The following is a 21488-nucleotide window of genomic DNA, read 5'->3' as shown; positions in this document are numbered from 1 at the left end:
ACACTAGGAGGCTATTAGGTAGGATCAGTTCCTAATAGAAAAGGAGTTTCGATGGCCGATCCGACGGCGCGGTTGCTGGCGCTTCTCGCTCTGCTTCAGAGCGCGGCCGGGCGGAGCGGCAGGGAGCTGTCGGAGCGCTTGGGCGTCTCAGCCCGAACCATCCGGAATGACGTCGAACGGCTGCGTGACCTGGGCTATCCCGTCGAGGCGACGCGCGGGAACGTCGGCGGCTACCGGCTCGGTTCGGGTGGAAAGCTGCCGCCGCTTCTGCTGGACGACCAGGAGGCGGTGGCGGTCACGGTCGGGCTGCGAGCGGCGGCGGGCATCTCCGGGATCGACGAGGCGGGCACCCGGGCTCTCGCGAAGCTCGAGCAGGTCTTGCCGGCGAGGCTGCGTCCGACGGTCGACGCTCTGCGGTCGACGATCGACCGCGGCCCGGAGAACATCGGCACCGACGCGCCCGATCCGGAGATCGACAGCGCCGTGCTGCAGGAGGTCGCACGGGCGATCCGGCACGTCGAATGGCTCCGGTTCGACTACGCGGACGAGTTGCGCCTGGTCGAGCCGTACCGGTTGCTCAGCTGGCAACGACGTTGGTACCTGGTCGCCCGCGACCCGCAGGACGACAGCTGGGCGACCTATCGCATCGACCTGATGCAGCCGCGGATGCCGACCCGCCGCCGGTTCGAGCCGAATCCCTTGCCCGGCGGGGATTACACCGCCTTCGCGATGCGCACGATCGCGGCGAGCGGCTGGCTCGTGCACGCGCGCCTGCGCGTCGACGCCCCGGCGGAGAAGGTGCTGGCGCGGATCAATCCGACGGTCGGTGTCGTCGAACCCATCGGTGAGAACCAATGCGTCCTCGTCACCGGTGCGGACAGTTTGGACACCGTGGCTGTCTACATTGGAATGCTGATGATGGACTTCACCGTCGAGTCGCCGCCGGAGCTGATCCCGTTGCTGCAGTTGCTGTCCGAACGCTACGGTCGCGCCGTCGCGGGCAGCTGATTTACTTGCCGCGCCGGGCAATCCACGCCGCGGCCTGCGTGCGGCGCTGCATGCCGAGCTTCGCGAGCACCGACGTCACGTAGTTCTTCACCGTTTTCTCGGCGAGGAAAAGACGTTCGGCGATCTCGCGGTTCGACAGCCCCTGCCCGATCAGCTCCAGGACGTCGCGTTCGCGGTCGGTCAGGGCGGCCAGCTCGTCGGTCGGCGGATGGCGCAGCTTGTCGAGCACGCGGGCAGTGCTGACCGGGTCGAGCAGCGACCGTCCGGCGGCGACCTCGCGGACCGCGTTCACGACATCCTGGCCGCGGACCTGCTTGAGCAGATAGCCCGAAGCGCCCGCCATGATCGCGCCGACCATGGCTTCCTCGTCGTCGAACGCGGTGAGCATGAGGCAGGCTGGCGGATTCGGCTTGGACCGCAGTTCGCGGCAGAGCGTGATGCCGTCGCCGTCACCGAGCCGAACATCCACGACCGCGACGTCCGGCTCGACGTGCATGGCCACCGCGAGCGCCTCTTCGACGCTCCCGGCTTCGGCGACCACTTCCAGGTCAGCCTCGTCGCTGAGCAGGTCGCGCAGGCCCCGCCGGACGAGTTCGTGGTCGTCTACAAGCAGCACCTGGATCGGCATATCTCCAGGTTACGGGGCTTGGGGCGGTTCGTCTGCCGGTGGTGCCGCACGACACCAGGAGTTACCGCTCGCAGGCGATTCCGTCGCCGTCGCGGTCCAGAGCGGGACGGTAGCCCGGGTCTCCGCGGTGCAGCGGCGTCACCCCAGCGGCTTTCGCGGCCGCGCAGTTCTTGTAATACGCACTGCTCGGCTGCTCAGGTTCCGGCTGGTCCTCCACCGGGGGAGGCGGCGGCGCGGCTTGCTCGGACGTGCGCGGGGCGGGCGTTTCCTTCTGCGGCGTAGGCGTGGGCGTCGGTGTCAGTACTGGAGTCGGCGCGTTGATCACGCCTTTGCAGGGTTCCGCCCACAATCCGGTCGCAGCTTGCTGGGCCGCGTTCGCCGCGTTGCGCAAAGAGTCGGAGACGTTTCCAGCCAGCCGGGCATACCCAGCGGAGAGCGCCGTGGTCGCGTAGTCGGTGCCGTCGCTCAATGCCAGTGCGACGCCGTCAGTGGTGTCCGTGGTGATCTTTACTGCCGTGCCAGCAAGCTTGCTGTTAGACCAAGTAGCGGTTTCCGTCGCATAACAGTTGTTCCCGGTTGCCACTTCGAGGCCGAGGACGCGCACGATGCGATGGCTGCCGTCCGAGCCGGCCAGTTCGACGTTAGCGGCGTCGGTGATTTTGTCCACGGTGTAGGTCACCGGTGCCGGAGTGACTGATGTGGTTACCGTCGCCGGAGGCGGGGCGACCGGCGCGGCAACCGGCTCCGGCGTCGGTGCTGGCTTTCCGAACACCGCGCCCAGAATGAAGAGAACCGCGAAGACGCTGAGCACGACCGTCAGCCAGGTCGGGAATTTCAGCTTGGGACGCGAGGGCGGCGCGGGTGTGGAGTGCATTCGGAATCCTCTTCCTGAGGCGGGTGCCGAATGGACTTCGCAAAAGCGGCGGTCAGCGTTACGCACCAGGGCTTCCTGGAAAGGAAAAAGTTACGGATCAATCACAAAGCAAGCGTTTTACGCAACGACTGTGACGATTTGCGCCTGCCCCGCGATGGTTATCGGAACTGTCCAGGAGAAAGCGCATCCACGATGGCCGAGCTGATCGAACGATTGTCCCTGTCTCCGACCGGGCAGGTGCCCGCGAGCGGCACGGAATTCACCGCGATCGACGTGAAGACGACCGGACTGCACACCGGCCGCGCCCTGGAGGTCGCCGCGATCCGGTTCCGCGGGGACGGCACGTTCCTCGGCGACTTCGCGACGGTCGTCGCCGCGGACGCGAACCGGCGCAATCCGCATCGCATCAGCGCGGCGGAACTGGCTGACGCACCGGCTTTGGGAGACATCCTCAGCCGGTTCTTCGAGCTGTGCCGAGGCGCGGTGGTCGTGGCCCACGATCTGGCCTCGGTGGAGGGCCTTCTTTCCGAGATCGGCCAGTTAGGCGTCCGGCTGCCGCCGCTGCCGGGGATCTCGCTCAAGGACACCGCGCGGGCGGTATTGCCGCTGCCCAACTACCGGCTCGCCACCATCGCCCGCGCCTTCGGCATCGACGACTTCCCCGGCTACCTCGCCGAGCCAGCCGCCCGGGCGTGCGCGCAGGCGATGATCGCGCTCGTCGGCACGCATGGGTTGCGGTTGGCGCAACCAGTGCGTTTCCCCGACCTGCCGCGTTATACCGCCGGGGCGGCAGCCCTGCGCCGGTCGGCGGCCGGTGCGGAGAAGGGCTGGATGGCCGAGGCAGTGGACCGGGTTTCCGCGGGCGACGGCGGGCCGGTCGCGCAGGCTTATCTCGACTTGCTCGCCGAAGCGGTCGGCGACCAGTTCCTGACCGACGAGGAGGTCTCGGCGCTCGCCGGGCTCGCGGCGGGAGCCGGGATGCCCGTGGCGGAGGTGCGGCGGGTGCATGCCGGTTTCGTGGCCGAGCTGCGCCGGGTCGCGGAGGCCGACGGGGTGGTGACCTCCACCGAGTACCGCGAACTGCGTCAGGTCGCGGAGGCGCTCGGGGTGCTGGAGTTAGCGGTGGACCTCAAGATCACCGCTAACGGGCACAAGCCGACGAGGGTCCTCGTGCTCGGTGCGACGGCGGACGCGGACCAGCTGCGGGCGAGGGTGCTGTCTGAGGGGCTCCAGCTCGCGAAGAACCTGACGGGTTCGGTCACGCACCTGGTGTACGACTCGGGGGTGCGCGAGTCCGAACCGCGGCTTTCTCGGGCGCTCGAACTCGGTGCGCACGTCGCGAGGCTGGACGAGGCTCCGGTCCTGCTGGGATTCGAGCCGAAGCCGCAGGCGGGCATTCAGACCCCGCGGGTCGCTCAGGCAGCGCCGGGCAAGCTGACCGGCGGCCGGGCGCTGATCGGGGTCGGGCTCGTCCTGATGGTCCTCACCGTGGCCGCGATGTTCGGCGGCGCCGGGCTGGGGCCGGGGATCGTGCTGGCCGTCTTCGCGGTCGGGGCGCTGGTCGGCGGCTGGTATCTCGACGAGACGAAGCGGGCCGCGGCCGGGTTAACGGGCTAGAGGCGGGAACCTCTTCTCGTTCCGGTCCACCTTCGCGTTCGCCGCTTCCAGCAGGTCGATTCCCAGCACATCCGCCAGCCGGACCAGGTACAGCATTACGTCGGCGATTTCGTCCTGGACGTTGAACTCCTGGGTCGGGTCCGCGCGCCAGTTCGCGGCTTCCTCCGGGGTCTGCCACTGGAACAGGGCGATCAGCTCGCCGACTTCGCCGGACAGGGCCATCGTCAGGTTTTTCGGGGTGTGGAACGGTTCCCATTCACGGGCGGCGGCGAAGTCGCGGAGGCGCTGGGTGAGGTCGTCTAGGGTCACTGGACCTGACTATCACGCGCAGTGCTCACCTGGGGTGTCCGGGTTGGGCCGAAAAGAGTACGCCGTTGGCCCACACGCCGGTTACGGGCCATACGGCAGACTGTTCGCGTGAGCGTCCCCGACCCGGTCGAGTACACCGCCAAAATCGGTGCGGTTCTCGATACTGTGCGGCGGCTGCTCGACTCCGGCAGCCGCGCTGATCTCGCGCCGCTCGCCCGGCGGGCGGTGGACGACATCGTGGGCATGCTCGAACAGCACGGGGACCTCGCGGCGGATCTCGAGGAGCGGCTTGACCAGGCGGTCGCCTTGTACGCCCGGGCTTGTGCGGCTCGGCCGCCGGATGCGGAGCAGCTCGCGGACTGGGTGCTGGAGGCGGCGTTCAGCGGGCGGGCGGTCGCGGTGGCTGATTTCGCGGCGGCACTCGGGGACGCCGGTCTCGCGCGGATGAAGTCCATTGTGGACGAGGTGTTGCGCGTAAAACAGCCCGAAAAGGTCGAGATCGCGCAGCGGCTGCAGGAGGAAATCGCCGAGGCCAGCGGGGACGTGGACGGGCTGGTCGCCATTCTCGCGGCCAAGCCGCCGCGGGTCGACGTCAGCCTCAAGATCGTCCGGGTGTTGCGGGCGGCTGGACGGCACAGCGAGGCGATCGCTTACGCGGCGCGGGTGCTGACTCCACAGCGGGCAGCGACGCGGCTGCGGGCGGAGAAACCACGGGCGGAGAAAACGCAGCGGGCGGAGAAGCCGCAGCGGAAAGAGGTACCGCGGCAGGCGGACGCCCCGCAAAAAGAAGAAGACTCCATTCCGGAGTATCGCGAGCGGATCGAGCAGTTGATCGCGCAGAAAGAAGCTGGCGCGTACCGGGAAGCGGCGCAGTGCCTCAAAAAACTGCGCACCCTGCACAAACAAGCGGGTACGGCGGAGGAGTTCACCGGCTACGTCGCCGAGCTGGTGAACGTCCACCGCCGCAAAACCCGGTTGCTCGCGGAGATCCGGTCGGCCCGGATCGCGCTTCCGAAGGGCTAGATTTCGGCAGGGCTAGATTTCGGCCAGTGCGGCGCGGTAGGCGTCGAGGTCGTAGTCCAGCTGGTCTTCTTCCTCGGTCTCGGTCAGCTGTCCTTCGAGGACAGTCACCAAGCGTTCGAGGACGTCGGTGCGGGAAAGGTCCTGCTGCAACAGGTTCTGCGCGGCGGTCCACACTTCGGCGGGCTCGTCGTCCCACAGTTGATCCACAATGGACGTCTCAAGGGCGAGGCGGAGCCCGTCGGCGCCGTCGAATTCTTCCGCGGCCAGCGACTCGTGGTACTCCGGGTGCGCGCCGATCACCAGCAGGCGGCGCTGTTCCGGGTCGCCCGGGTCCAGGTCGGTCAGTTCCTCGTCACCGATCACTGTGGACAGTTCGGGCACCGCGAAACGGCGTCGTTCCACCACTTCCAGGGCTTCCTCGGCGGATTCGGTGCCGTCGAGGTAGTCGCTGAAGTCGTCTTCTTCCTCGTCGTCGTCCGAGAGGTATTCGCCGAGGTATTCGGTGACTTCTTCCAGCAAAGCCGCGACAGCGACTTCGGACAGTCCGGCGCGAGTCGCGGCCCAACGGGCCCAGGACAGCACGACCGGCGCGACGGCGTCCTCGTCTTCCAGCTCGTATTCGCCGTCCAGCAAGGATTCGAGGAACCGCGCCAGCTTTTCCGGACCGACGCGCAGCGGGTTCGCCGGTTCGGTGCGGCAGCCGTGGTCCACCAGCAGGTTGGCGATTTCGCGGGCGGCGTCAGCGTCCGGCAGGTTCGTGTCGGCGAGGAACTGGGTGACCGCTTCCTCGCGCTGTGCGGCAGTCCACTCGGCAACCGGCGGAACCTCAGTGGGCTCCGGCAGCGAACGCGCCCAGGTCAGCGCGATGGCGTGGAATCGCGTGTAGTCTTCGCCGACGTCCGGCTCGTCCAGCGCGTCCGTGGCCGCGATTCCGGACACCAGCAGCCGGTGCGCGTCGGCGGGCTCGATCTTTTCCATGACGACCAGCTCGCCGTCTTCCTCGACCTGCGAGCGCATTTCGGCGAGCACCTCGTGCGGCTCCTCGATGACCACCAGGTCGCGCACCCGGCCGCCCTCGGTGAAGTCCAGCAGCGCGAGCAGGCCGAGCGAGTGGTCACCGCGGGAAAAGACGCACAGCAGCGACGATTCGTCGCCGTAAACGTCCCCGGTGCGCCAGCAGTCGCCGACGCTGACCTGCCCGACCTCGGCGGCCCACTCCGGCTCCGGGATGCCGCGGCCGAGCACGACGCCGAGCGCCTCGGCCGCCGCCGCACGCTCCTCTTCGGACTCGGCCAGCACCTTCAGCGCGGCCAGCAGCGCGGCCGCGCCGGGCGTGATCTTGCGCTGTGCGAACGCGATCAGCTCAAGTCCGAGCTGGCTTTCCGGTTCGTCCTCCACGACGACGTCCCGCCACTGCCCGACGATCTCGGAACCGAGCAGGTCGATGTCGAACGGACCGGGCTCGGCCGCGACCGCGGAGAAGTCCCGCAGCACGTCCTTGAACAGACCGTTGACGCTGGGGGCGGTGGGTAGGGAACTCTTCTTGCGCGCGCGGCTCACCGGACTCATGCCGCACATCTTGCCCGGACCGCAAGCTCGGGCCTCAGCTGGTCGGCTCCGCCGTGCCGCGGGCCTTCACGCGCCGTTCGCGCAGTGCGTCGTCGAAGTCGACGACGAACGCCCCCGCAGCCATCGCGACCAGCAGCATCAACCCCAATACCGCGCCGACCCACGTCAGGACGATAGTCAACATCGTGGCCTCCTTCGCAGGTCAAGTGCGAATTCCTGCTGCTTTCAGGGTCGCTTGCGGACGGGTGCGCTGGTATCGGCCAAGTGGTTACGAAGACGCTGGCCGATCGGTCAATTACCCCGCCGTTGTGCAGAGGGAGACTAGTGAGACGCGTGTGGGTGAAGGTCAGAGTTTCCGCAGTCGAACACGGTTGATGGCGTGGTCGGCGTCCTTGCGGAGCACGAGAGTCGCACGGGGACGAGTCGGCTTGATGTTCTCCATCAGGTTCGGCTCGTTGATGGTGCGCCAGAGGTGCCGCGCTTCTTCGCGGGCCTCGTCGTCGTCCAGGCCGGCGAAGTGGTGGAAGTGCGAGGCCGGGTCGGCGAACGCGGTGTGCCGCAGCTTCAGGAATCGCTCGACGTACCAATGCTCGATGTCGTCGATGTGCGCGTCGACGTAAATCGAAAAGTCGAACAGATCGGAAACGGTCAGGCTCGGCCCGGGCTGCAGGACGTTCAGCCCCTCGATGATGAGGATGTCCGGCCGTTCCACGACCTGTTCCTGGTCCGGGAGGATGTCGTAGGCCAGGTGCGAGTACACCGGCGCGGCGACCCGTTCGGCCCCGGACTTCACCTCGGTGACGAACCGCAGCAGCGCGCGCCGGTCGTAGCTTTCCGGGAAACCCTTGCGGTGCATGATCCCGCGCCGGGTCAGCTCGTCGCGCGGGTAGAGGAACCCGTCGGTCGTCACGAGGTCGACGCGCGGGTGGTCGGGCCAGCGGGCGAGCAGGGTGCGCAGGATCCGGGCGGTGGTCGACTTGCCGACCGCGACACTGCCCGCGACGCCGATCACGAACGGAGCCTTGGTGTTGCGACAGTCCTCGCCGAGGAACGTCGTGGTGGCCTCGTACAGCTGTTGCCGGGCCTTCACCTGGAGGTTGATCAGCCGCGAAAGCGGCAGGTACACGTCGGCGACCTCGGCGAGATCGATCTGCTCCCCGAGCCCGCGGAGCCGGACCAGCTCGTCCGCGGTCAGCGGCAGCGGAGTGGAGCTGCGCAGCTCCCGCCACTGTTCCCGATGCAGCTCTACATAAGGGCTGAGTTCACGGACCCGTGTGGGCATCGCACACTCCTCGGCCGTCGCCTGCGCTGGCTCCGTCTGCGCTACTTCCGTAACGCCGTATCAACGGTAGGGCTTACCGCGCGTGAACGCGCTGTGATGTGATGCACGCACCCCGGATCCGGGAGGGAGCGATCACCGAAGGTGACCGTTGGCCCCGAAGACTTCCTGCCACGCCGCGGCGACCTGCCGGGCGCACGTAGCCGGCGCCACGCCGCCGACTCCGGTGCCGAGTCCGGGCATCGCGATCGTCCGCACGGCCGAGGCGACCGGGCCGGAATCCAGCTGTCCGCGCCGCCATTGCAGGAACACCGCGCGCGCCGCGAGATACGGGTGGACGGTGTCGGCGGGCAGCCGTTCGCCGGGCTCGCGCATGGTCGGCGCGCTGATCAGCCACGCCGGTTCGGGCTCGCCGGTCGGGACGATCACCGACTCGCCGATCGGCAGCTCACCGCCGTAAGAAGCCAGTACCGCGCTGCGCACGCTCTGCTCGATGCCGGGGAACGCCCGCGCGTAGACCGCGTCGATCCCGCCGCGCATCCAGCCGTAGGAGTTGGCCGGGCTGACGACGGCTTGCGCGGCGATGTCGAGCACCGAACCGCGGTGCACCCGGACGGAGCCGCCGAAGCCCGCCACGGCGGAGGTCCACGCCGCGGCGAGCGGTTCATCGACGGCGCACAGCACCAATTCCGGCGTTCGGGGAGGATCCGGCGAAACGGCTTCCCCGTGCCCGGCGTGTGTGCCTGAGTCGGCGGTCACCGTGCAAGCATGGCAAAAAACGCCACCCGGCGTAACCGGTTTAGCCACCGGCTGTCCGAGTGAAAAGCGCCACGCGCGCGGTCGCTAGCCTGACGGTCGTGTTGCGGATCGCGTATTTCGGCCCTCAGGGCACGTTCACCGAGCAGGCCGCCCGCGCGCTCGCGCCGGGCGAGGACCTGACCCCCTACGAGACCGTCCGGCTGGCGCTGCAGGCCGTCCGCGACGGCACCGCGGACGCCGCGTGCGTGCCCATCGAGAACTCCGTCGAAGGCGTCGTCCCCGCGACGCTCGACGGACTCAGCGACGGGGACCCGCTTGTCGCCACCGCCGAGACGATCCTGCCCATCCACTTCAGCGTGCTCAAACGGCCGGGCAGCGGCGAAATCCGCACCGTCGCCAGCCATCCGCACGCGCTCGCCCAGGTGCGCGAATGGCTGGAGGCGAACCTGCCGGACGCCACCCCGGTCGCCTCGTCGTCCACCGCGGCGGCGGCGGTCGGCGTGGTCGAGGGCGATTTCGACGCGGCGGTGTCCGCGCCGGTCGCGATCGAGCACTACCCGCTGGAGGAGCTGGCGACCGGTGTCGCCGACGTCCGCGACGCGCAGACCCGGTTCCTGATGGTGCGCCGCCCCGGCGAACTGCCCGCGCCCACCGGTGCCGACCGCACGTCGATCGTCGCGGCCGCGGTCAACCGCACCGGCACGCTGTCCGACCTGCTGGTCGAGCTGGCCGGTCGCGGGATCAACCTGACCCGGATCGACGCCCGGCCGACCCGCAACAACTTCGGCGAGTACCGGTTCTTCATCGACTTCGAGGGCCACCTCGCCGAGCCGCGGATCATCGACGCGATGGCCGCCCTGCGCCGACGCTCTCACCTGCGCTTTCTCGGTTCGTATCCACGGGCTGACGAGGTCGCGGCCACGATCGAGGACGGTGCGGGGAACCAGGATTTCCTCGACGCGCAGGCGTGGGTCGATGCGGTTTTGAAGGGAGAAGGCGCATGAGGTTGTTGCTGGTCCGGCATGGGCAGACGGAAGGCAACGTCCGCCGCGCGCTGGACACCGCGTTGCCGGGTCCGCCGCTCACCGAACTCGGCCGGGAGCAGGCTGCGGCGCTCGCTGAGCAGCTGAAATCCGAGCCGATCGTGGCGGTGTACGCGTCGGAAGCGGTGCGTGCGCAGCAGACCGCGGCGCCGCTGGCCGAGGCGTTCGGGTTCGACGTGCAGGTGATCGAGGGCGTCAAGGAGGTCGACGCCGGGGATCTCGAGGGCAACACCGACCTGGACTCGATCGGGATCTACCTGCGCGTCGTGAAGGCGTGGACCGAAGGCGACCTGGACGTCGCGATCCCCGGCGGCGAGACCGGCACGCAGGTGCGCGACCGGATGCTCGGCGCGGCCAACGAGCTGCGGGCCAAGCACGAGGAAACTTCGCCGGACGGGGTGGTGGTGTTGGTGAGTCACGGCGGGGCGATTCGGCTCGCCGGGGAGTGGCTGGCCTCGAACGTGCCTGCGGAGCTGGCGAATGAAGCGTTGATCCCGAATACGAAGTTTGTGGAGTTGCGGGCCCGGGAGAGCGGGTGGGAGTGCGTGCGGTGGGTGGACACGTGGCTGTCGTGAGTGGCAATCCCGGTTAGAACCGGGATTGCCACTCACGAGAGCCAGCTCACTCGTGCGGGGAAACGCTGAGTGAAGCCGGGGCCGGTGGGGAACTCACCGGATGCGGAGCAACCCCGTCCGGACCTGGCACGTCCTCCGGATGAAGGTTCCACCAGTTCGGCGTTCACCAGCACAGCGAGGCGAGTGAGATGGCAAACACGAAGAAACCGTGGTTTTCCCTGGTCTTCCTGTCCGCAGTGGGCGCGTCGGGGGCGCTGCTGCTTTCCGCGTGCGGCCAGGGCGCTCCCGCCGCGAGCGGCCCGGCGAGTTCGGACACCCCGTCGAGCAGTCCGATGTCGTCGGCATCGTCCGCCGCGTCTTCTGCCCCTTCTTCCACGTCGGCCGCCCCGAGCGGCGGTGCGGCACCGGCCGAGAAACCGCCAGCTGACAACGGCCTGTGCAAGGCGGGCGACGTTTCCCTGTCGCTGGGCGGCGGCGACGCCGGTGCGGGTTCGGAGTACCGGCCGCTGCTGATCAAGAACACCAGCAGCACGCCGTGCACGATCCAGGGCTTCCCGGGCGTGTCCTATGTCGGCGGTGAAAACGGCGCGCAGATCGGCCCGGCCGCCGATCGCGACGGCACCAAGGGCGCGCCGGTGAAGCTGGCTCCCGGCCAGACTGCCGCGGCCGACCTGCAGTTCGCGCAGGTGCGCAACTTCGACCCGGCCGTCTGCAAGCCGACCCAGGTCAAGGGGCTTCGCGTATACCTGCCGCAGGAGACGGCGTCGAAGTTCGTGCCGCTCGACGGCCTCGGCTGCGCGGGCACGAACATCCCGGGCAAGCAGCTCGGCGTGAAGACCGTGCACAAGGACTGACCAGCGCAAATAGCTCTGCGCGTGGGGTCAGCCCCGCGCGCAGAGTTGTTCGACCTGGACGACCGCGGCCTGCTGATCGCGGTTGTCGAAGCGGCTGCTGAGCACCATCTTGTTCACCGCGTCCAGGCTCTTGGCCAGCGGCTGGTACTCGCCGTCGAACGTCGCCGCCGCCTTGGCCAGCTCCGTCGCGCCAGTGACGCGGTGCACCGAATCGTCGGACATCCGGGTGAACTGTGCCGCGTCGACGCCGCCGGTGGTGTCCGGGATGTGCCCAGCGCGAGCGAAAGCGGCGCACGCGGCCGCGGCGTCGACATTCGCTCCGGCGCGCTGGCCGGACAACCCCCACAGCAGCCCGACCACGCAGATGCCGAGCACGAACCCGGCGACGGCGGCGAGAACGAGCGGCCGCCGTGAAGCAGGCGGTGGTGATTCAAGCTCGGTGTCGCGGTCGTCGTCTGGCAGCGGCGGAGTGTCGAGCGCAGTCATCACGTACCTCCGGCGGCCGGGGTGAGCTGCTATTTCAGCACCAAAACCGGGCCGGATCACTGCTGCGAACGGGCTCCGTCCCCGGTCGAGGCCGTTTTGTCATCGAGCGGGCGGCCACGCAGCGCGAACAGTGCATAGGCGGTCACGAACAGCAGCAGAACGCCGGAAGCGGTGAAGGTGTCGCCCGCCGAACCGAGCCACTTCGTGAGCAGTCCGCCGAGCAGCGCGCCGAGCGGAATCGCGCCCCAGACGACGGTGCGCCAGACCCCGAGCACGCGGCCGAGCAGCTCGCCCGGCACGAGCGTGTGGCGCGCTGTCGCGAGCACCACGTTCACCGCCACCACCGCTGCCGCGAAGACGCCGAACAGCACCGCGGACACCACCGGCTGGCGAACCAGCCCCATGCCACCGAAGCCGAGCGCGCAGAACAACACCCCGCCGACCAGGACCGTCCGCCGTCCGATGCGCCGGACCAGCCGCGGCGTCAGCCCGGCTCCGAGCAGGCCACCGGCACCGCCGACGAACGCGAAAGCGCCGAACGTGGCGTCGGACAAATGCAGGTCTTCCAGCGCGTACAGGACCAGTTGCGCCTGGGCCAGCTCACTGATCAGGCTGAGCAGGCCAGCGATCGTGAGCAGCCGCAACAGCAGTGAATGCCCGCGCAGCCAGCGGAAGCCGTCCGCGAAATCCGCGCGGATCTGCGACTTGGTTTCCTGCCGCGGCCGGTAGCTGCCCGCCATGCCCAGCAGCACCGCGGCGCCGACCGCGAACCCGACCGAGGAGAGCAGGAACGGGAAGACCGCGAACATCGCGAAGGTGGCGCTGCCGACCGGCCCGCCGAGGAAGGTCTGGCCGACGATCTCGCAGGCCTGCAGCTTGCTGTTGGCGCTCTCCAGCCGGTCCGCCTCGACCAGCGAGGGCGGCAGCACGTTCGCCGCGCTCTCCGCGACCGTCTCCGCGATGCCCACGAGCAGCGACGCGACGTAGATCGTCCAGATCTCCACCGAACCGAACGCGAGCAGCGCGGTGACCCCGGCGACCACGAGCGCGCGCACCGCGTTCGCGGCGACCATCGCCTTCTTGCGGTCGATCCGGTCGACGAGCGTGCCGGCCGGGATGGCGAACAGCAGCCACGGCAGGAACTGCACCGCCGACAGCGCGGCGATCTCCACCGGATCATGGGTGAGCTTGGTGGCTAGCAGCGGGAAGGCGACCTTGGCGATGCCATCGGCGAGGTTCGACATGCCGCTCGAAGCGAGCAGCCAGCGCAGCCGGCCGTCCGTCGTCCGATGCGACACAAACCACCTCACGGGAACAGGAAACTGCCTGATCAGGACAGTCTAAAGAGATCAACGGCGTTCCGTGACGCTTTGGTGACCTTCGGTGTTTTCCGTGGTGGCGGTGCGAAGTCGAGCAGGGAAGATCAACGGGCCGGCGGGATTCCGCCGGAATCAGCCCCAGCCGAGTTCGTGCAACCGCTCGTCGTCGATGCCGAAGTGGTGGCCGAGTTCGTGCATCACGGTGATCAGCACTTCCTCGACGACGTCGTCCTCGGTGTCGCAGATGCCGAGGATCGGCTCCCGGTAGATCGAGATCCGGTCCGGCAGCGCTCCGCTGTAGTGGCTGGTGCGCTCGGTGAGCGCGATGCCGTGGTAGAGCCCGAGGATGTCCGGCGCTTCTTCATTGAACTCCTCGACCAGCACCACGACGTTGTCCATCGCCGCGGCGAACTCCGCGGGCACCTGGTCGAGCGCGTCGGCCACGAGTTCCTCGAACCGGGCCTGGCTCATCTCGACCGGCATGCCTCAGTTGCCTCCGGTGGCGCCCGAACTGGGCGGCGGGCTCTGCTGCTGACCGGACGATCCGGACGACCCGCTCTTCACGCTGCCGGTGACCGCCTGGAACCCGCTGCCGTCCTGCAGCGTGGCCGCGACCTTGCAGTTGACCTTGGTGGACCCGGCGTCCCAGCTCTCCTGCTCGCGCGAGTCCCAGCCCAGCGTGAGCTTCTTCGACGACAGGTCGGAGGTGCCGGTGTAGTCCTTCGCGGCCTTGTTGCACTCGGTGTCGAGCCAGGCCTTCTGGTCGTCCAGCTTCGGGTAGCCGTCCTTGAAGTGCGAGGCGAGGTCGAGCGTCGCGATCATTTCGTAGGAGTGCGGCTTGCTGCAGTCGACCGGATCGCCGACGCCCTTGCCCACCAGCGCGAGGCAGGTGCCCGGGGCCCACACCATCGACTGGTCCTGGGTCTTCGCCGCGCCCGTGGTGGGCTGCAGGGTTCCGCCCGGACCGGCGAACTGCAGGCCGCAGCGCAGCTGGCGGTCGCCCTGGGACCACTGCGCCGAGGTCGGCCGCAGCAGGTTCGTGGTGAGCTTGCCGTACGGGTCGAGCGGGTGGCCGAGGTACGGCCGCACGTCGCTGTTGCACTGCTGCTGCGCGATGTCCTGCCACTGGTCGAGGCTCGGGAACGGAGCCTGCTGCGGGAACTTCGCGCCGATGTCGACCACCGTGGTGACCTCGAACAGGTGCGGCTGCTCGCACGGCACCTGGTGCGCGTCCGAGGCGTCCTTGGCGTTCCAGGCCAGGCAGGTGCCCGGCGGCGAGTGGAACGCCTGCTGAGCGGCCTCGCTGAGCTTGCCCTCCCCGCCGCCCGCGCCGCCGGCGAGCGTGTCGGTCCAGGAGAAGGCGACGCTCAAGGCCAGCGCGATGACCGCGCCGAAGAACACCCCGGCCATCACCACGCGGGTGGTCAGGGTCTGCATACGCGAAGGGAACCGCTCCGAGCGTTGAGACATCGATACCCATGATGCCCGCGCCGCATGAACCGCGCGTGTGCCGGGTCGATTAGGGTGGAACGCGGGGTTTGCAGTGCTGGGGGATTACGGAGCGCACATGACGCAAGACGACAACAGCGGCGTGCAGCCGCCCGAGGAGCCGACGAAGCCGGGTTCGATGCGGTTCCAGGACGCGAACACGCAGCCGCGGCAGCCCTCGGTGGCCGAACAACGGGCCCGCAAACAGGCCCTCGCCGACCAGGAACGCGAACGGCAGGAAGCCGCCGCGGCGCGGGAGGCGGCGGACGCGAAGGCGGCCACCAAACGCAAGATCCTGATCGGCAGCGGGGTCACCGTCGGTCTGGTCGGGCTGGTCGCGACGTTCTACACGATCGCGAAGCCCGCCGAGGTCACCGCGGTCTGCACCACGTCCGACGGGGTCATCCAGAACGACGACTACTGCACCGAGAACTACGCCCAGACCCACGGCGGGCACTACAGCGGCGGGTTCTGGTTCATCCCGCTCCCGGGCGGCGGCTACTCGCAGTACCACTACAACTACGGCGGCACCGGCAACGTCGGGCAGCGCGTCTCCGGCGGCAGCTACACCGCGCCGTCGGGCAACACCAACGTTTCGACCAAGTCGGGCTCCAGCATCCAGCGGGGCGGGTTCGGCATCAGCGGCAAGAGCGGCACCTCCGGAGGCACCGGCGGAACCGGCAAGAGCGGAGGCTCGTAGGTGTATCGGGACCGGCGGGAACCGCGCCGCGACTGGCAGCGGATCGTCGAAGAGCAGGGCCTGGTCTACGGCACCCCGGCGCGCGACGGCACCGGCAAGCCGCGGCCGTACTGGGACGAGTCGGTGCACTACGTCTTCGACATGGACGAGGTGCTCTCGCTCGAGGCGGACGTCGAACTGCTGCACTCGATGTGCCTGGAGGCCGTCGACAACGTCGTGACCACCGAGCAGTACCAGCGCTTCGGCATCCCGGAGTGGGTGTGGCCGCACATCGCGGAGTCGTGGAAGCGCCAGGATCCGCACGTCTACGGCCGCTTCGACCTGCGCTACGACGGCAAATCGCCGGCCAAGCTGCTGGAGTACAACGCGGACACGCCGACCACGCTGCTCGAGGCGTCGCTGCTGCAGTGGCACTGGAAGACCGACGTCTTCCCGGAGGACGACCAGTGGAACTCCATCCACGAGAAGCTGGTGGAGCGCTGGGCGGAGATCGGCGGCAAGCTGCCGTCGAACGAACTGCACTTCACCTGGTCCGCGGCCGACCCGAGCGGCGAGGACCACGTGACCACGGCGTACCTGCAGGAGACCGCGGCCGAGGCCGGGCTCGACACGGTGGGGCTCGCGATCGAGGAGATCGGCTGGGACCCGGTGCTCAAGCGGTTCGTCGACCTCGCCGAGGCGCAGATGTCCACGGTGGTGAAGCTGTACCCGTGGGAATGGGTCGTCGACGAGGAGTTCGGCAAGTTCGCGATCGAGACCATGCCGCGCACGCTGTGGGTCGAGCCGCTGTGGAAGATGCTGCTGTCGAACAAGACGCTGCTGGCGGTGCTGTGGGAGAACTACCCCGGGCACCCGAACCTGCTGCCCGCGTTCGCTGACGACCCCGGCCTGCTCACCGAGTACGTGCGCAAGCCGAAGCTCGGCCGCGAGGGCGCGAACGTGCAGATCGTCGCCACCGGGTACGAAACGCAGACCGACGGCGTCTACGGCGCGGAGGGCTACGTCTACCAGGCGTTCGATCCGCTGCCGGAGTTCGACGGGTACCGGCCCGCGCTCGGCGCGTGGATCGTCGGGGACTCCTCGGCGGGGCTCGGCATCCGCGAGACCAGCGGACTCGTCACCGACGACGGTGCGGCGTTTGTCCCGCACCGCATTCCGGAGTCGTGATAAAACCCTGGATGTCCGATTTGCTGAGCTGACTCGGCCATCCAGGGAGACTTCGTGTCCACGACGCTCGCGCTGCCCGCAACGTTCGGTTCCGACCTCGTGCGCGGCATCGGCGCGATCCTGCTGTACGGCATCGTCGGCCTGCTGCTGATGTTCGCCGGCTTCTATGCGATCGACTTCACCACCCCGGGCAAGCTGTCGAAGCTGGTCACCCGAGGGCTGCCGAACGCGGTGATCGTGACCGCGTCCGGGCTGCTGTCGATGGCGTTCATCGTGGTCGTGGCGATCTACAGCTCCGCGAGCGACCTGACCGCCGGGCTGATCACGTCGCTGGTCTACGGCCTGATCGGGGTCATCGTGCAGGTGCTGGGGGTACGGCTGCTGGAGTGGGCGACCCGGATCGACGTCGGGTCCACGATCCAGAGCGACAAGTTCGCGCCGGCGAGCGTCGTCGTCGCGGCGGCGCACCTCGGGCTCGGGCTGGTCGTCGCGGTGGCGATTTCGTAGCGTTCGCGCACTGCCGCGCGGTCCCGTTCCCACTAACGTGGGAACCGTGCGACTCCTCAGGACGCCGGAAGACCGGTTCGCGGACCTGCCCGATTTCGCCTTCGAACCTCGCTACACCGATCTGTCCGACCCGGACGGCGGGCTGATCAGAGTCGGCTACGTCGAGGCCGGGCCCGCGGACGGGCCGCCCGTTCTGCTGCTCCACGGCGAGCCGAGCTGGTCCTACCTCTACCGGAAGATGCTTCCGGTGCTGGCCGACGCCGGGCTGCGGGCGATCGCGCCGGACCTGGTCGGGTTCGGCCGGTCGGACAAGCCCGCGGAGATCGTCGACCACAGCTACGCGCGGCACGTCGAGTGGATGCGCCGGTTCTCGTTCGACGTCCTGGGGCTGAACGGCGTCACGGTCGTGGGGCAGGACTGGGGCGGGCTGATCGGGCTGCGGCTGGTGGCCGAGAACCCGGGGCGGATCGCCGGGGTGGTCGCGGCCAACACCGGGCTGCCGACCGGAGACGTGGACATGCCGCCGGTGTGGCACAAGTTCCGCGAGGCGGTCGAGGGCGCGCAGATCCTGGACGTCGGGCGGTGTGTGCAGTCTGGGTGCCAGACGCCGCTGTCGGAGGAGGTCCGGGCGGCTTACGACGCGCCGTTCCCGAACGAGATGTACAAGGCTGGACCGCGGGCCATGCCCGGGCTGGTGCCGACGCGGCCGGATGATCCGGCGTCGGAGGCCAACCGGGCGGCTTGGGCTGTACTGACGGAGTTGGACGTGCCGTTCCTGTGTGCGTTCTCCGATGGGGATCCGATCACCGGGGCGATGGGGCCGATTCTGCAGCGGTCGATGCGCGGGGCGGCTGGTCTGGACCACCCGACGATCGCCGGCGCCGGGCACTTCCTGCAGGAGGACGCGGGGGAGGCGCTCGCCGAGCACGTGGCCCGCTTCGTCCGGCGCTGACCGGCCAGCCGGGCAGGATGCAGTGCCGCGGAATCAGTTCAAGCAGACCGCGGCCAAGCGAGGCAGCCTGCGCCGCATCTCGGCGGCGTCCTCGTAATCGAACTCCCAGTCGGGGTCCAGCGGCGGGTACCGGATGGTGAACGAGTCAGCGGGAAGCTCCTCTCCGGTCGCGTCGAGGTGCGCGCTCGAAGCGATGCCCAGGGTGGCTTCGCACTCCAGTTCTTCGCCGTCCGTCACGGCCTCGCGCGCCGCGGGCAGGTCGTCCAGTTCGTCCGGGGCGGCCACGATCCGCTCGAAGACTTCCCGGCCTCGCAGGATCAGCCAGCCGCGGAAGTAGTCGAAGCCGTCGTCGGAGCAGCCGCCGTTGACCAGGTAGGCGGCTGCCCACAGCGGCCCGCGGTAGGAGTCGTCCAGCAGGTCGCAGATGATCTGCTGGGCGGCCACGATCTCCTTCCGCGGACGCGCGGCGAGCAGCGCGCAGGCTTGTTCGGCTACTTCGTAGCTGTCGTCCGGTGCGGACGCCTGACCGCGTGCCTCGTCGATCAGGGCCCAGAACTGTTCGGTCTTCATGAGCACGGATCTTCGCACCGGGGTACGACAAAACCGCGGGGCCGAGCGGTCAGGACAGAGCGGCCAGTGAGTCGAGCAGGATCTGCAGCCCTTCGGCGGCCTCGGCTTCGGTGAGCGTCATCGGCGGGCCGATGCGCAGTACGTTTTTGTGCAGACCGCCCTTTCCGATGAGCAGGCCGCGCTTTTTGGTTTCTTCCAGCATCTGTTTGGCGGCGGCGACATTCGGCGTCGTGGTGCCGGGTTCGACGAGTTCCACGCCGATCATCAGGCCCTTGCCGCGTACTTCGCCGACGAAGGGGCTGTTCGCCGCGCGCAGGCCCCGCATCAGCTGGTCGCCCCGGGCTTTGCAGTTGGCTTGCAGGTCGTGGTCGTCGATGTAGTCCAGGACGGCGAGCGCGCCCTGCATGGACACCGGGTTGCCGCCGAAGGTGGAGAACGACTCTGCCTGGAAGCAGTCCATGACGTCGCCCCTGGCGACCACGCCGCCTACTGCCAGGCCGTTTCCCAGTCCCTTGGCGAAGGTCATCATGTCCGGCACCACGTCGTGGGCCTGGATGCCCCAGTAGTGGTCGCCGGTGCGGCCCCAGCCGGTCTGGACCTCGTCGGAGACGAACAGGATGCCGTGCTCGTCCAGGACTTCCTTCATCGCCTTGAACAGGCCGTCCGGCGGCGAGCTGAAACCGCCGACGCCCTGGATCGGCTCGGCGATCAGGCAGGCCACGTCGCCCGCGGTGGCGGTTTCCAGGAGTTCCACCAGGTCGGCGACGCAGGCGTCGATGTAGGCCGCGTCGGGCAGGTCGCGGAAGGGGCTGCGGTAGCGGTAGCCGCCGTGGACGTAGTTGACCTTGATCGGGCTCAGCGAAGACGCCGACCAGCCGCGGTTGCCGGTGATCGCGACCGTTCCGAACGACCGGCCGTGGTAGGAGTTCCGCATCGCCAGCACCTGGTTGCTGCGGCGGTACTGGGTGGCGAGCATCAGCGCGGTGTCGTTCGCCTCGCTGCCGGAGTTGGTGAAGAACACCTTCGCGTCCGGGATGCCGGAGCGCTCCGCGATCCGCTCGGCAAGCTCCACCTGCGAGCGGATCAGGTACAGCGTCGAGGTGTGCAGGACGCCGGTGTCCAGCTGCTTGCGGACGGCGTCGCTGATCGCGGCGATGTCGTAGCCCATGGCGTTGGTGAGCACGCCGGCGAAGAAGTCGAGGTAGGTGCGGCCGGCGGAATCGGTGAGCCGGCGATCCTGCGCGTGCACGATTTCGATCGGCTCGTCGTACAGCAGGGACATCCAGGACGGGAGCACCGCGCGGTGGCGCGAGAGCAGGTCGTCGGTCATGTGAGTTCCCTCCGCTCCGGGGTTCTAGCGAGTATGGGGAGCGCGGGAAACGGGCGACAACGATCAGACTGTCGGGTTGTCTTCAGGGCGCCGCACAGTGTGTACGGGAAACCGCGTCGAACTCACGGCTGGCCTGCGACTACCCTTCTGTCCGTGATTGACCCCAGGACTCTGCGCGAAGACCCGGAAGCCGTGCGCGCGTCGCAGCGTGCCCGTGGCGAGGACGAGGGAGTGGTCGACAAGCTGCTCGGCCTCGACACGCGTCGCCGCTCTGCGATCGCCACCGCCGACAAGCTGCGGGCCGAGCAGAAGTCCGTGTCCAAGCAGGTGCCGAAGGCCTCCCCGGAGGAGAAGCCCGCCCTGCTCGCCCGCGCCAAGGACCTGTCGGCGCAGGTCAAGGCCGCCGAGGTCGAGCAGAACGAGGCCTCGGAGGAGTTCGACCAGCTGTTCCGCGTCCTGCCGAACCTGGTGCACCCGGACGCGCCGATCGGCGGCGAGGACGACTTCGCGGTGCTGAAGACCGTCGGCGAGGTGCCGTCGTTCGACTTCGCCCCGCGCGACCACCTCGAGCTGATGGAAGGCCTCGGCGCGCTCGACATGGAGCGCGGCGCGAAGGTGTCGGGCTCGCGGTTCTACTTCCTGTGCGGCGTCGGCGCGCAGCTGCAGCTGGCCCTGCTGAACATGGCCGTGGCGCGCGCGATGGCGAACGGCTTCACGCCGATGATCACGCCGTCGCTGGTGCGCCCGGAGATCATGGCCGGCACCGGCTTCCTCGGCGCGCACTCGTCGGAGGTGTACCGGCTGCGCGACGACGACCTGTACCTGGTCGGCACGTCGGAGGTCCCGCTCGCGGGCTACCACTCGGACGAGATCCTCGACCTCGGAGCCGGTCCGCGCCGCTACGCCGGCTGGTCGTCGTGTTACCGCCGCGAGGCCGGGTCGTACGGCAAGGACACCCGCGGCATCATCCGCGTGCACCAGTTCGACAAGGTCGAGATGTTCGTCTTCGCCAAGCCGGAGGAGGCCGAGGCCGAACACGAGCGGCTGCTGGGCTGGGAAGAGGACATGCTCGCCGCGATCGAGGTCCCGTACCGGGTCATCGACACCGCGACCGGCGACCTCGGCACGTCCGCCTACCGCAAGTACGACTGCGAGGCGTGGGTCCCGACGCAGGAGACCTACCGCGAGCTGACCTCGACGTCCAACTGCACCACGTTCCAGGCCCGCCGGCTGTCGGTCCGCTACCGCGACGACAACGGCAAACCGCAGACGGCCGCCACGCTGAACGGCACGCTGGCGACCACGCGCTGGATCGTCGCGATCGTGGAAAACCACCAGCAGCCCGACGGTTCGGTCCGGGTGCCCGTGGCGCTGCGTCCGTTCCTCGGCGGGCTTGAGGTCCTGGAGCCGGTCAAGCGCTGATCTTCGCGA

24 protein-coding genes are annotated in these 21488 nt (G+C 68.8%); 11 read left to right on the top strand and 13 right to left on the bottom strand.

From position 1 onward, the window contains the following. Positions 1-51: 51 nt before the first annotated feature. Positions 52-1008, top strand: coding sequence for a helix-turn-helix transcriptional regulator (locus D0D37_RS13385; RefSeq protein WP_116200829.1), 957 nt, complete (start codon positions 52-54; stop codon positions 1006-1008). A 1-nt stretch (position 1009) separates the two neighbouring features. On the opposite strand, the gene D0D37_RS13380 is transcribed toward D0D37_RS13385, so the two are convergent. Continuing rightward, a complete protein-coding gene (locus D0D37_RS13380; protein WP_009085782.1) occupies positions 1010-1636 on the bottom strand; it encodes a response regulator in 627 nt (208 codons plus the stop codon). Positions 1637-1697: 61 nt separating this feature from the next. Further along, positions 1698-2510: an excalibur calcium-binding domain-containing protein gene (locus D0D37_RS13375; protein WP_116200828.1), complete on the bottom strand. Its 813-nt coding sequence runs from the start codon at positions 2508-2510 to the stop codon at positions 1698-1700. Between the two features lie 192 nt (positions 2511-2702). On the opposite strand from D0D37_RS13375, the gene D0D37_RS13370 reads away from it, so the two are divergent. Continuing rightward, positions 2703-4127, top strand: a complete 1425-nt coding sequence (locus tag D0D37_RS13370; RefSeq protein WP_116200827.1) for a 3'-5' exonuclease — start codon at positions 2703-2705, stop codon at positions 4125-4127. On the opposite strand, the gene D0D37_RS13365 is transcribed toward D0D37_RS13370, so the two are convergent. Continuing rightward, positions 4116-4436 (bottom strand): nucleotide pyrophosphohydrolase, encoded by a 321-nt coding sequence (locus tag D0D37_RS13365; protein WP_116200826.1) that lies wholly within the window; start codon positions 4434-4436, stop codon positions 4116-4118. The genes D0D37_RS13370 and D0D37_RS13365 overlap by 12 nt on opposite strands. A gap of 108 nt (positions 4437-4544) precedes the next feature. On the opposite strand from D0D37_RS13365, the gene D0D37_RS13360 reads away from it, so the two are divergent. Continuing rightward, positions 4545-5459: a hypothetical protein gene (locus tag D0D37_RS13360; protein WP_208719928.1), complete on the top strand. Its 915-nt coding sequence runs from the start codon at positions 4545-4547 to the stop codon at positions 5457-5459. A gap of 12 nt (positions 5460-5471) precedes the next feature. On the opposite strand, the gene D0D37_RS13355 is transcribed toward D0D37_RS13360, so the two are convergent. From D0D37_RS13355 to D0D37_RS13345, 4 genes are all read right to left on the bottom strand, one after another. Continuing rightward, positions 5472-7028, bottom strand: coding sequence for a DUF1841 family protein (locus tag D0D37_RS13355; RefSeq protein ID WP_162834203.1), 1557 nt, complete (start codon positions 7026-7028; stop codon positions 5472-5474). 34 nt (positions 7029-7062) lie between these two features. After that, a complete protein-coding gene (locus tag D0D37_RS47120) occupies positions 7063-7212 on the bottom strand; it encodes a hypothetical protein (protein ID WP_167493523.1) in 150 nt (49 codons plus the stop codon). A 162-nt stretch (positions 7213-7374) separates the two neighbouring features. Continuing rightward, positions 7375-8310, bottom strand: a complete 936-nt coding sequence (gene coaA / locus D0D37_RS13350) for a type I pantothenate kinase (protein ID WP_116200823.1) — start codon at positions 8308-8310, stop codon at positions 7375-7377. A 132-nt stretch (positions 8311-8442) separates the two neighbouring features. Further along, a complete protein-coding gene (locus D0D37_RS13345; protein WP_116200822.1) occupies positions 8443-9066 on the bottom strand; it encodes a macro domain-containing protein in 624 nt (207 codons plus the stop codon). A gap of 98 nt (positions 9067-9164) precedes the next feature. Between D0D37_RS13345 and pheA the strand changes: the two genes are divergently transcribed. The 3 genes from pheA (at position 9165) to D0D37_RS13330 (ending at position 11538) form a co-directional block, all read left to right on the top strand. Next, positions 9165-10070 (top strand): prephenate dehydratase, encoded by a 906-nt coding sequence (gene pheA / locus D0D37_RS13340; RefSeq protein WP_116200853.1) that lies wholly within the window; start codon positions 9165-9167, stop codon positions 10068-10070. Then, the gene (locus D0D37_RS13335; protein ID WP_116200821.1) at positions 10067-10684 is read left to right on the top strand and encodes a histidine phosphatase family protein; all 618 of its coding nucleotides are present in this window, start codon (positions 10067-10069) and stop codon (positions 10682-10684) included. The genes pheA and D0D37_RS13335 overlap by 4 nt, the downstream gene beginning before the upstream one ends. 188 nt (positions 10685-10872) lie before the next feature. Continuing rightward, entirely contained in the window at positions 10873-11538 is a 666-nt protein-coding gene (locus D0D37_RS13330) for a DUF4232 domain-containing protein (protein ID WP_116200820.1), read from the top strand. Positions 11539-11565: 27 nt separating this feature from the next. Here the strand turns inward: D0D37_RS13330 and D0D37_RS13325 are convergent, their stop codons facing one another. The 4 genes from D0D37_RS13325 to D0D37_RS13310 all read right to left on the bottom strand — a co-directional run bounded on the left by D0D37_RS13325 (position 11566) and on the right by D0D37_RS13310 (position 14813). Beyond that, entirely contained in the window at positions 11566-12024 is a 459-nt protein-coding gene (locus D0D37_RS13325; protein WP_208719927.1) for a hypothetical protein, read from the bottom strand. A 56-nt stretch (positions 12025-12080) separates the two neighbouring features. Continuing rightward, positions 12081-13334, bottom strand: coding sequence for an MFS transporter (locus D0D37_RS13320; RefSeq protein WP_279630288.1), 1254 nt, complete (start codon positions 13332-13334; stop codon positions 12081-12083). A 141-nt stretch (positions 13335-13475) separates the two neighbouring features. After that, positions 13476-13826, bottom strand: coding sequence for a metallopeptidase family protein (locus D0D37_RS13315; protein WP_116200817.1), 351 nt, complete (start codon positions 13824-13826; stop codon positions 13476-13478). A 3-nt stretch (positions 13827-13829) separates the two neighbouring features. Continuing rightward, on the bottom strand, positions 13830-14813 hold the full coding sequence (locus D0D37_RS13310; RefSeq protein WP_116200816.1) for a septum formation family protein: 984 nt from the start codon (positions 14811-14813) through the stop codon (positions 13830-13832). A gap of 97 nt (positions 14814-14910) precedes the next feature. Between D0D37_RS13310 and D0D37_RS13305 the strand changes: the two genes are divergently transcribed. The 4 genes from D0D37_RS13305 to D0D37_RS13290 are packed head-to-tail and all read left to right on the top strand — an operon-like array spanning position 14911 to position 18157. After that, on the top strand, positions 14911-15531 hold the full coding sequence (locus tag D0D37_RS13305) for a hypothetical protein (protein ID WP_116200815.1): 621 nt from the start codon (positions 14911-14913) through the stop codon (positions 15529-15531). After that, a complete protein-coding gene (locus D0D37_RS13300) occupies positions 15532-16698 on the top strand; it encodes a glutathionylspermidine synthase family protein (RefSeq protein WP_116200814.1) in 1167 nt (388 codons plus the stop codon). Between the two features lie 54 nt (positions 16699-16752). After that, positions 16753-17205 (top strand): DUF350 domain-containing protein, encoded by a 453-nt coding sequence (locus D0D37_RS13295; RefSeq protein WP_116200813.1) that lies wholly within the window; start codon positions 16753-16755, stop codon positions 17203-17205. Positions 17206-17242: 37 nt separating this feature from the next. Beyond that, a complete protein-coding gene (locus D0D37_RS13290) occupies positions 17243-18157 on the top strand; it encodes a haloalkane dehalogenase (protein WP_116200812.1) in 915 nt (304 codons plus the stop codon). A gap of 33 nt (positions 18158-18190) precedes the next feature. Here the strand turns inward: D0D37_RS13290 and D0D37_RS13285 are convergent, their stop codons facing one another. After that, positions 18191-18727: a DUF4240 domain-containing protein gene (locus tag D0D37_RS13285; RefSeq protein ID WP_116200811.1), complete on the bottom strand. Its 537-nt coding sequence runs from the start codon at positions 18725-18727 to the stop codon at positions 18191-18193. A 49-nt stretch (positions 18728-18776) separates the two neighbouring features. Continuing rightward, a complete protein-coding gene (locus D0D37_RS13280) occupies positions 18777-20057 on the bottom strand; it encodes an aspartate aminotransferase family protein (protein ID WP_116200810.1) in 1281 nt (426 codons plus the stop codon). A gap of 153 nt (positions 20058-20210) precedes the next feature. On the opposite strand from D0D37_RS13280, the gene serS reads away from it, so the two are divergent. Continuing rightward, the gene (gene serS, locus D0D37_RS13275; protein WP_116200809.1) at positions 20211-21479 is read left to right on the top strand and encodes a serine--tRNA ligase; all 1269 of its coding nucleotides are present in this window, start codon (positions 20211-20213) and stop codon (positions 21477-21479) included. Positions 21480-21488: the final 9 nt, after the last annotated feature.

The sequence above is a fragment of the Amycolatopsis circi genome (assembly GCF_003385235.1).
Classification (GTDB): Bacteria; Actinomycetota; Actinomycetes; order Mycobacteriales; family Pseudonocardiaceae; genus Amycolatopsis; species Amycolatopsis circi.
The sequence above is the reverse complement of the archived record's forward strand: the minus strand, read 5'-3'. Positions and strand labels throughout refer to the sequence as shown.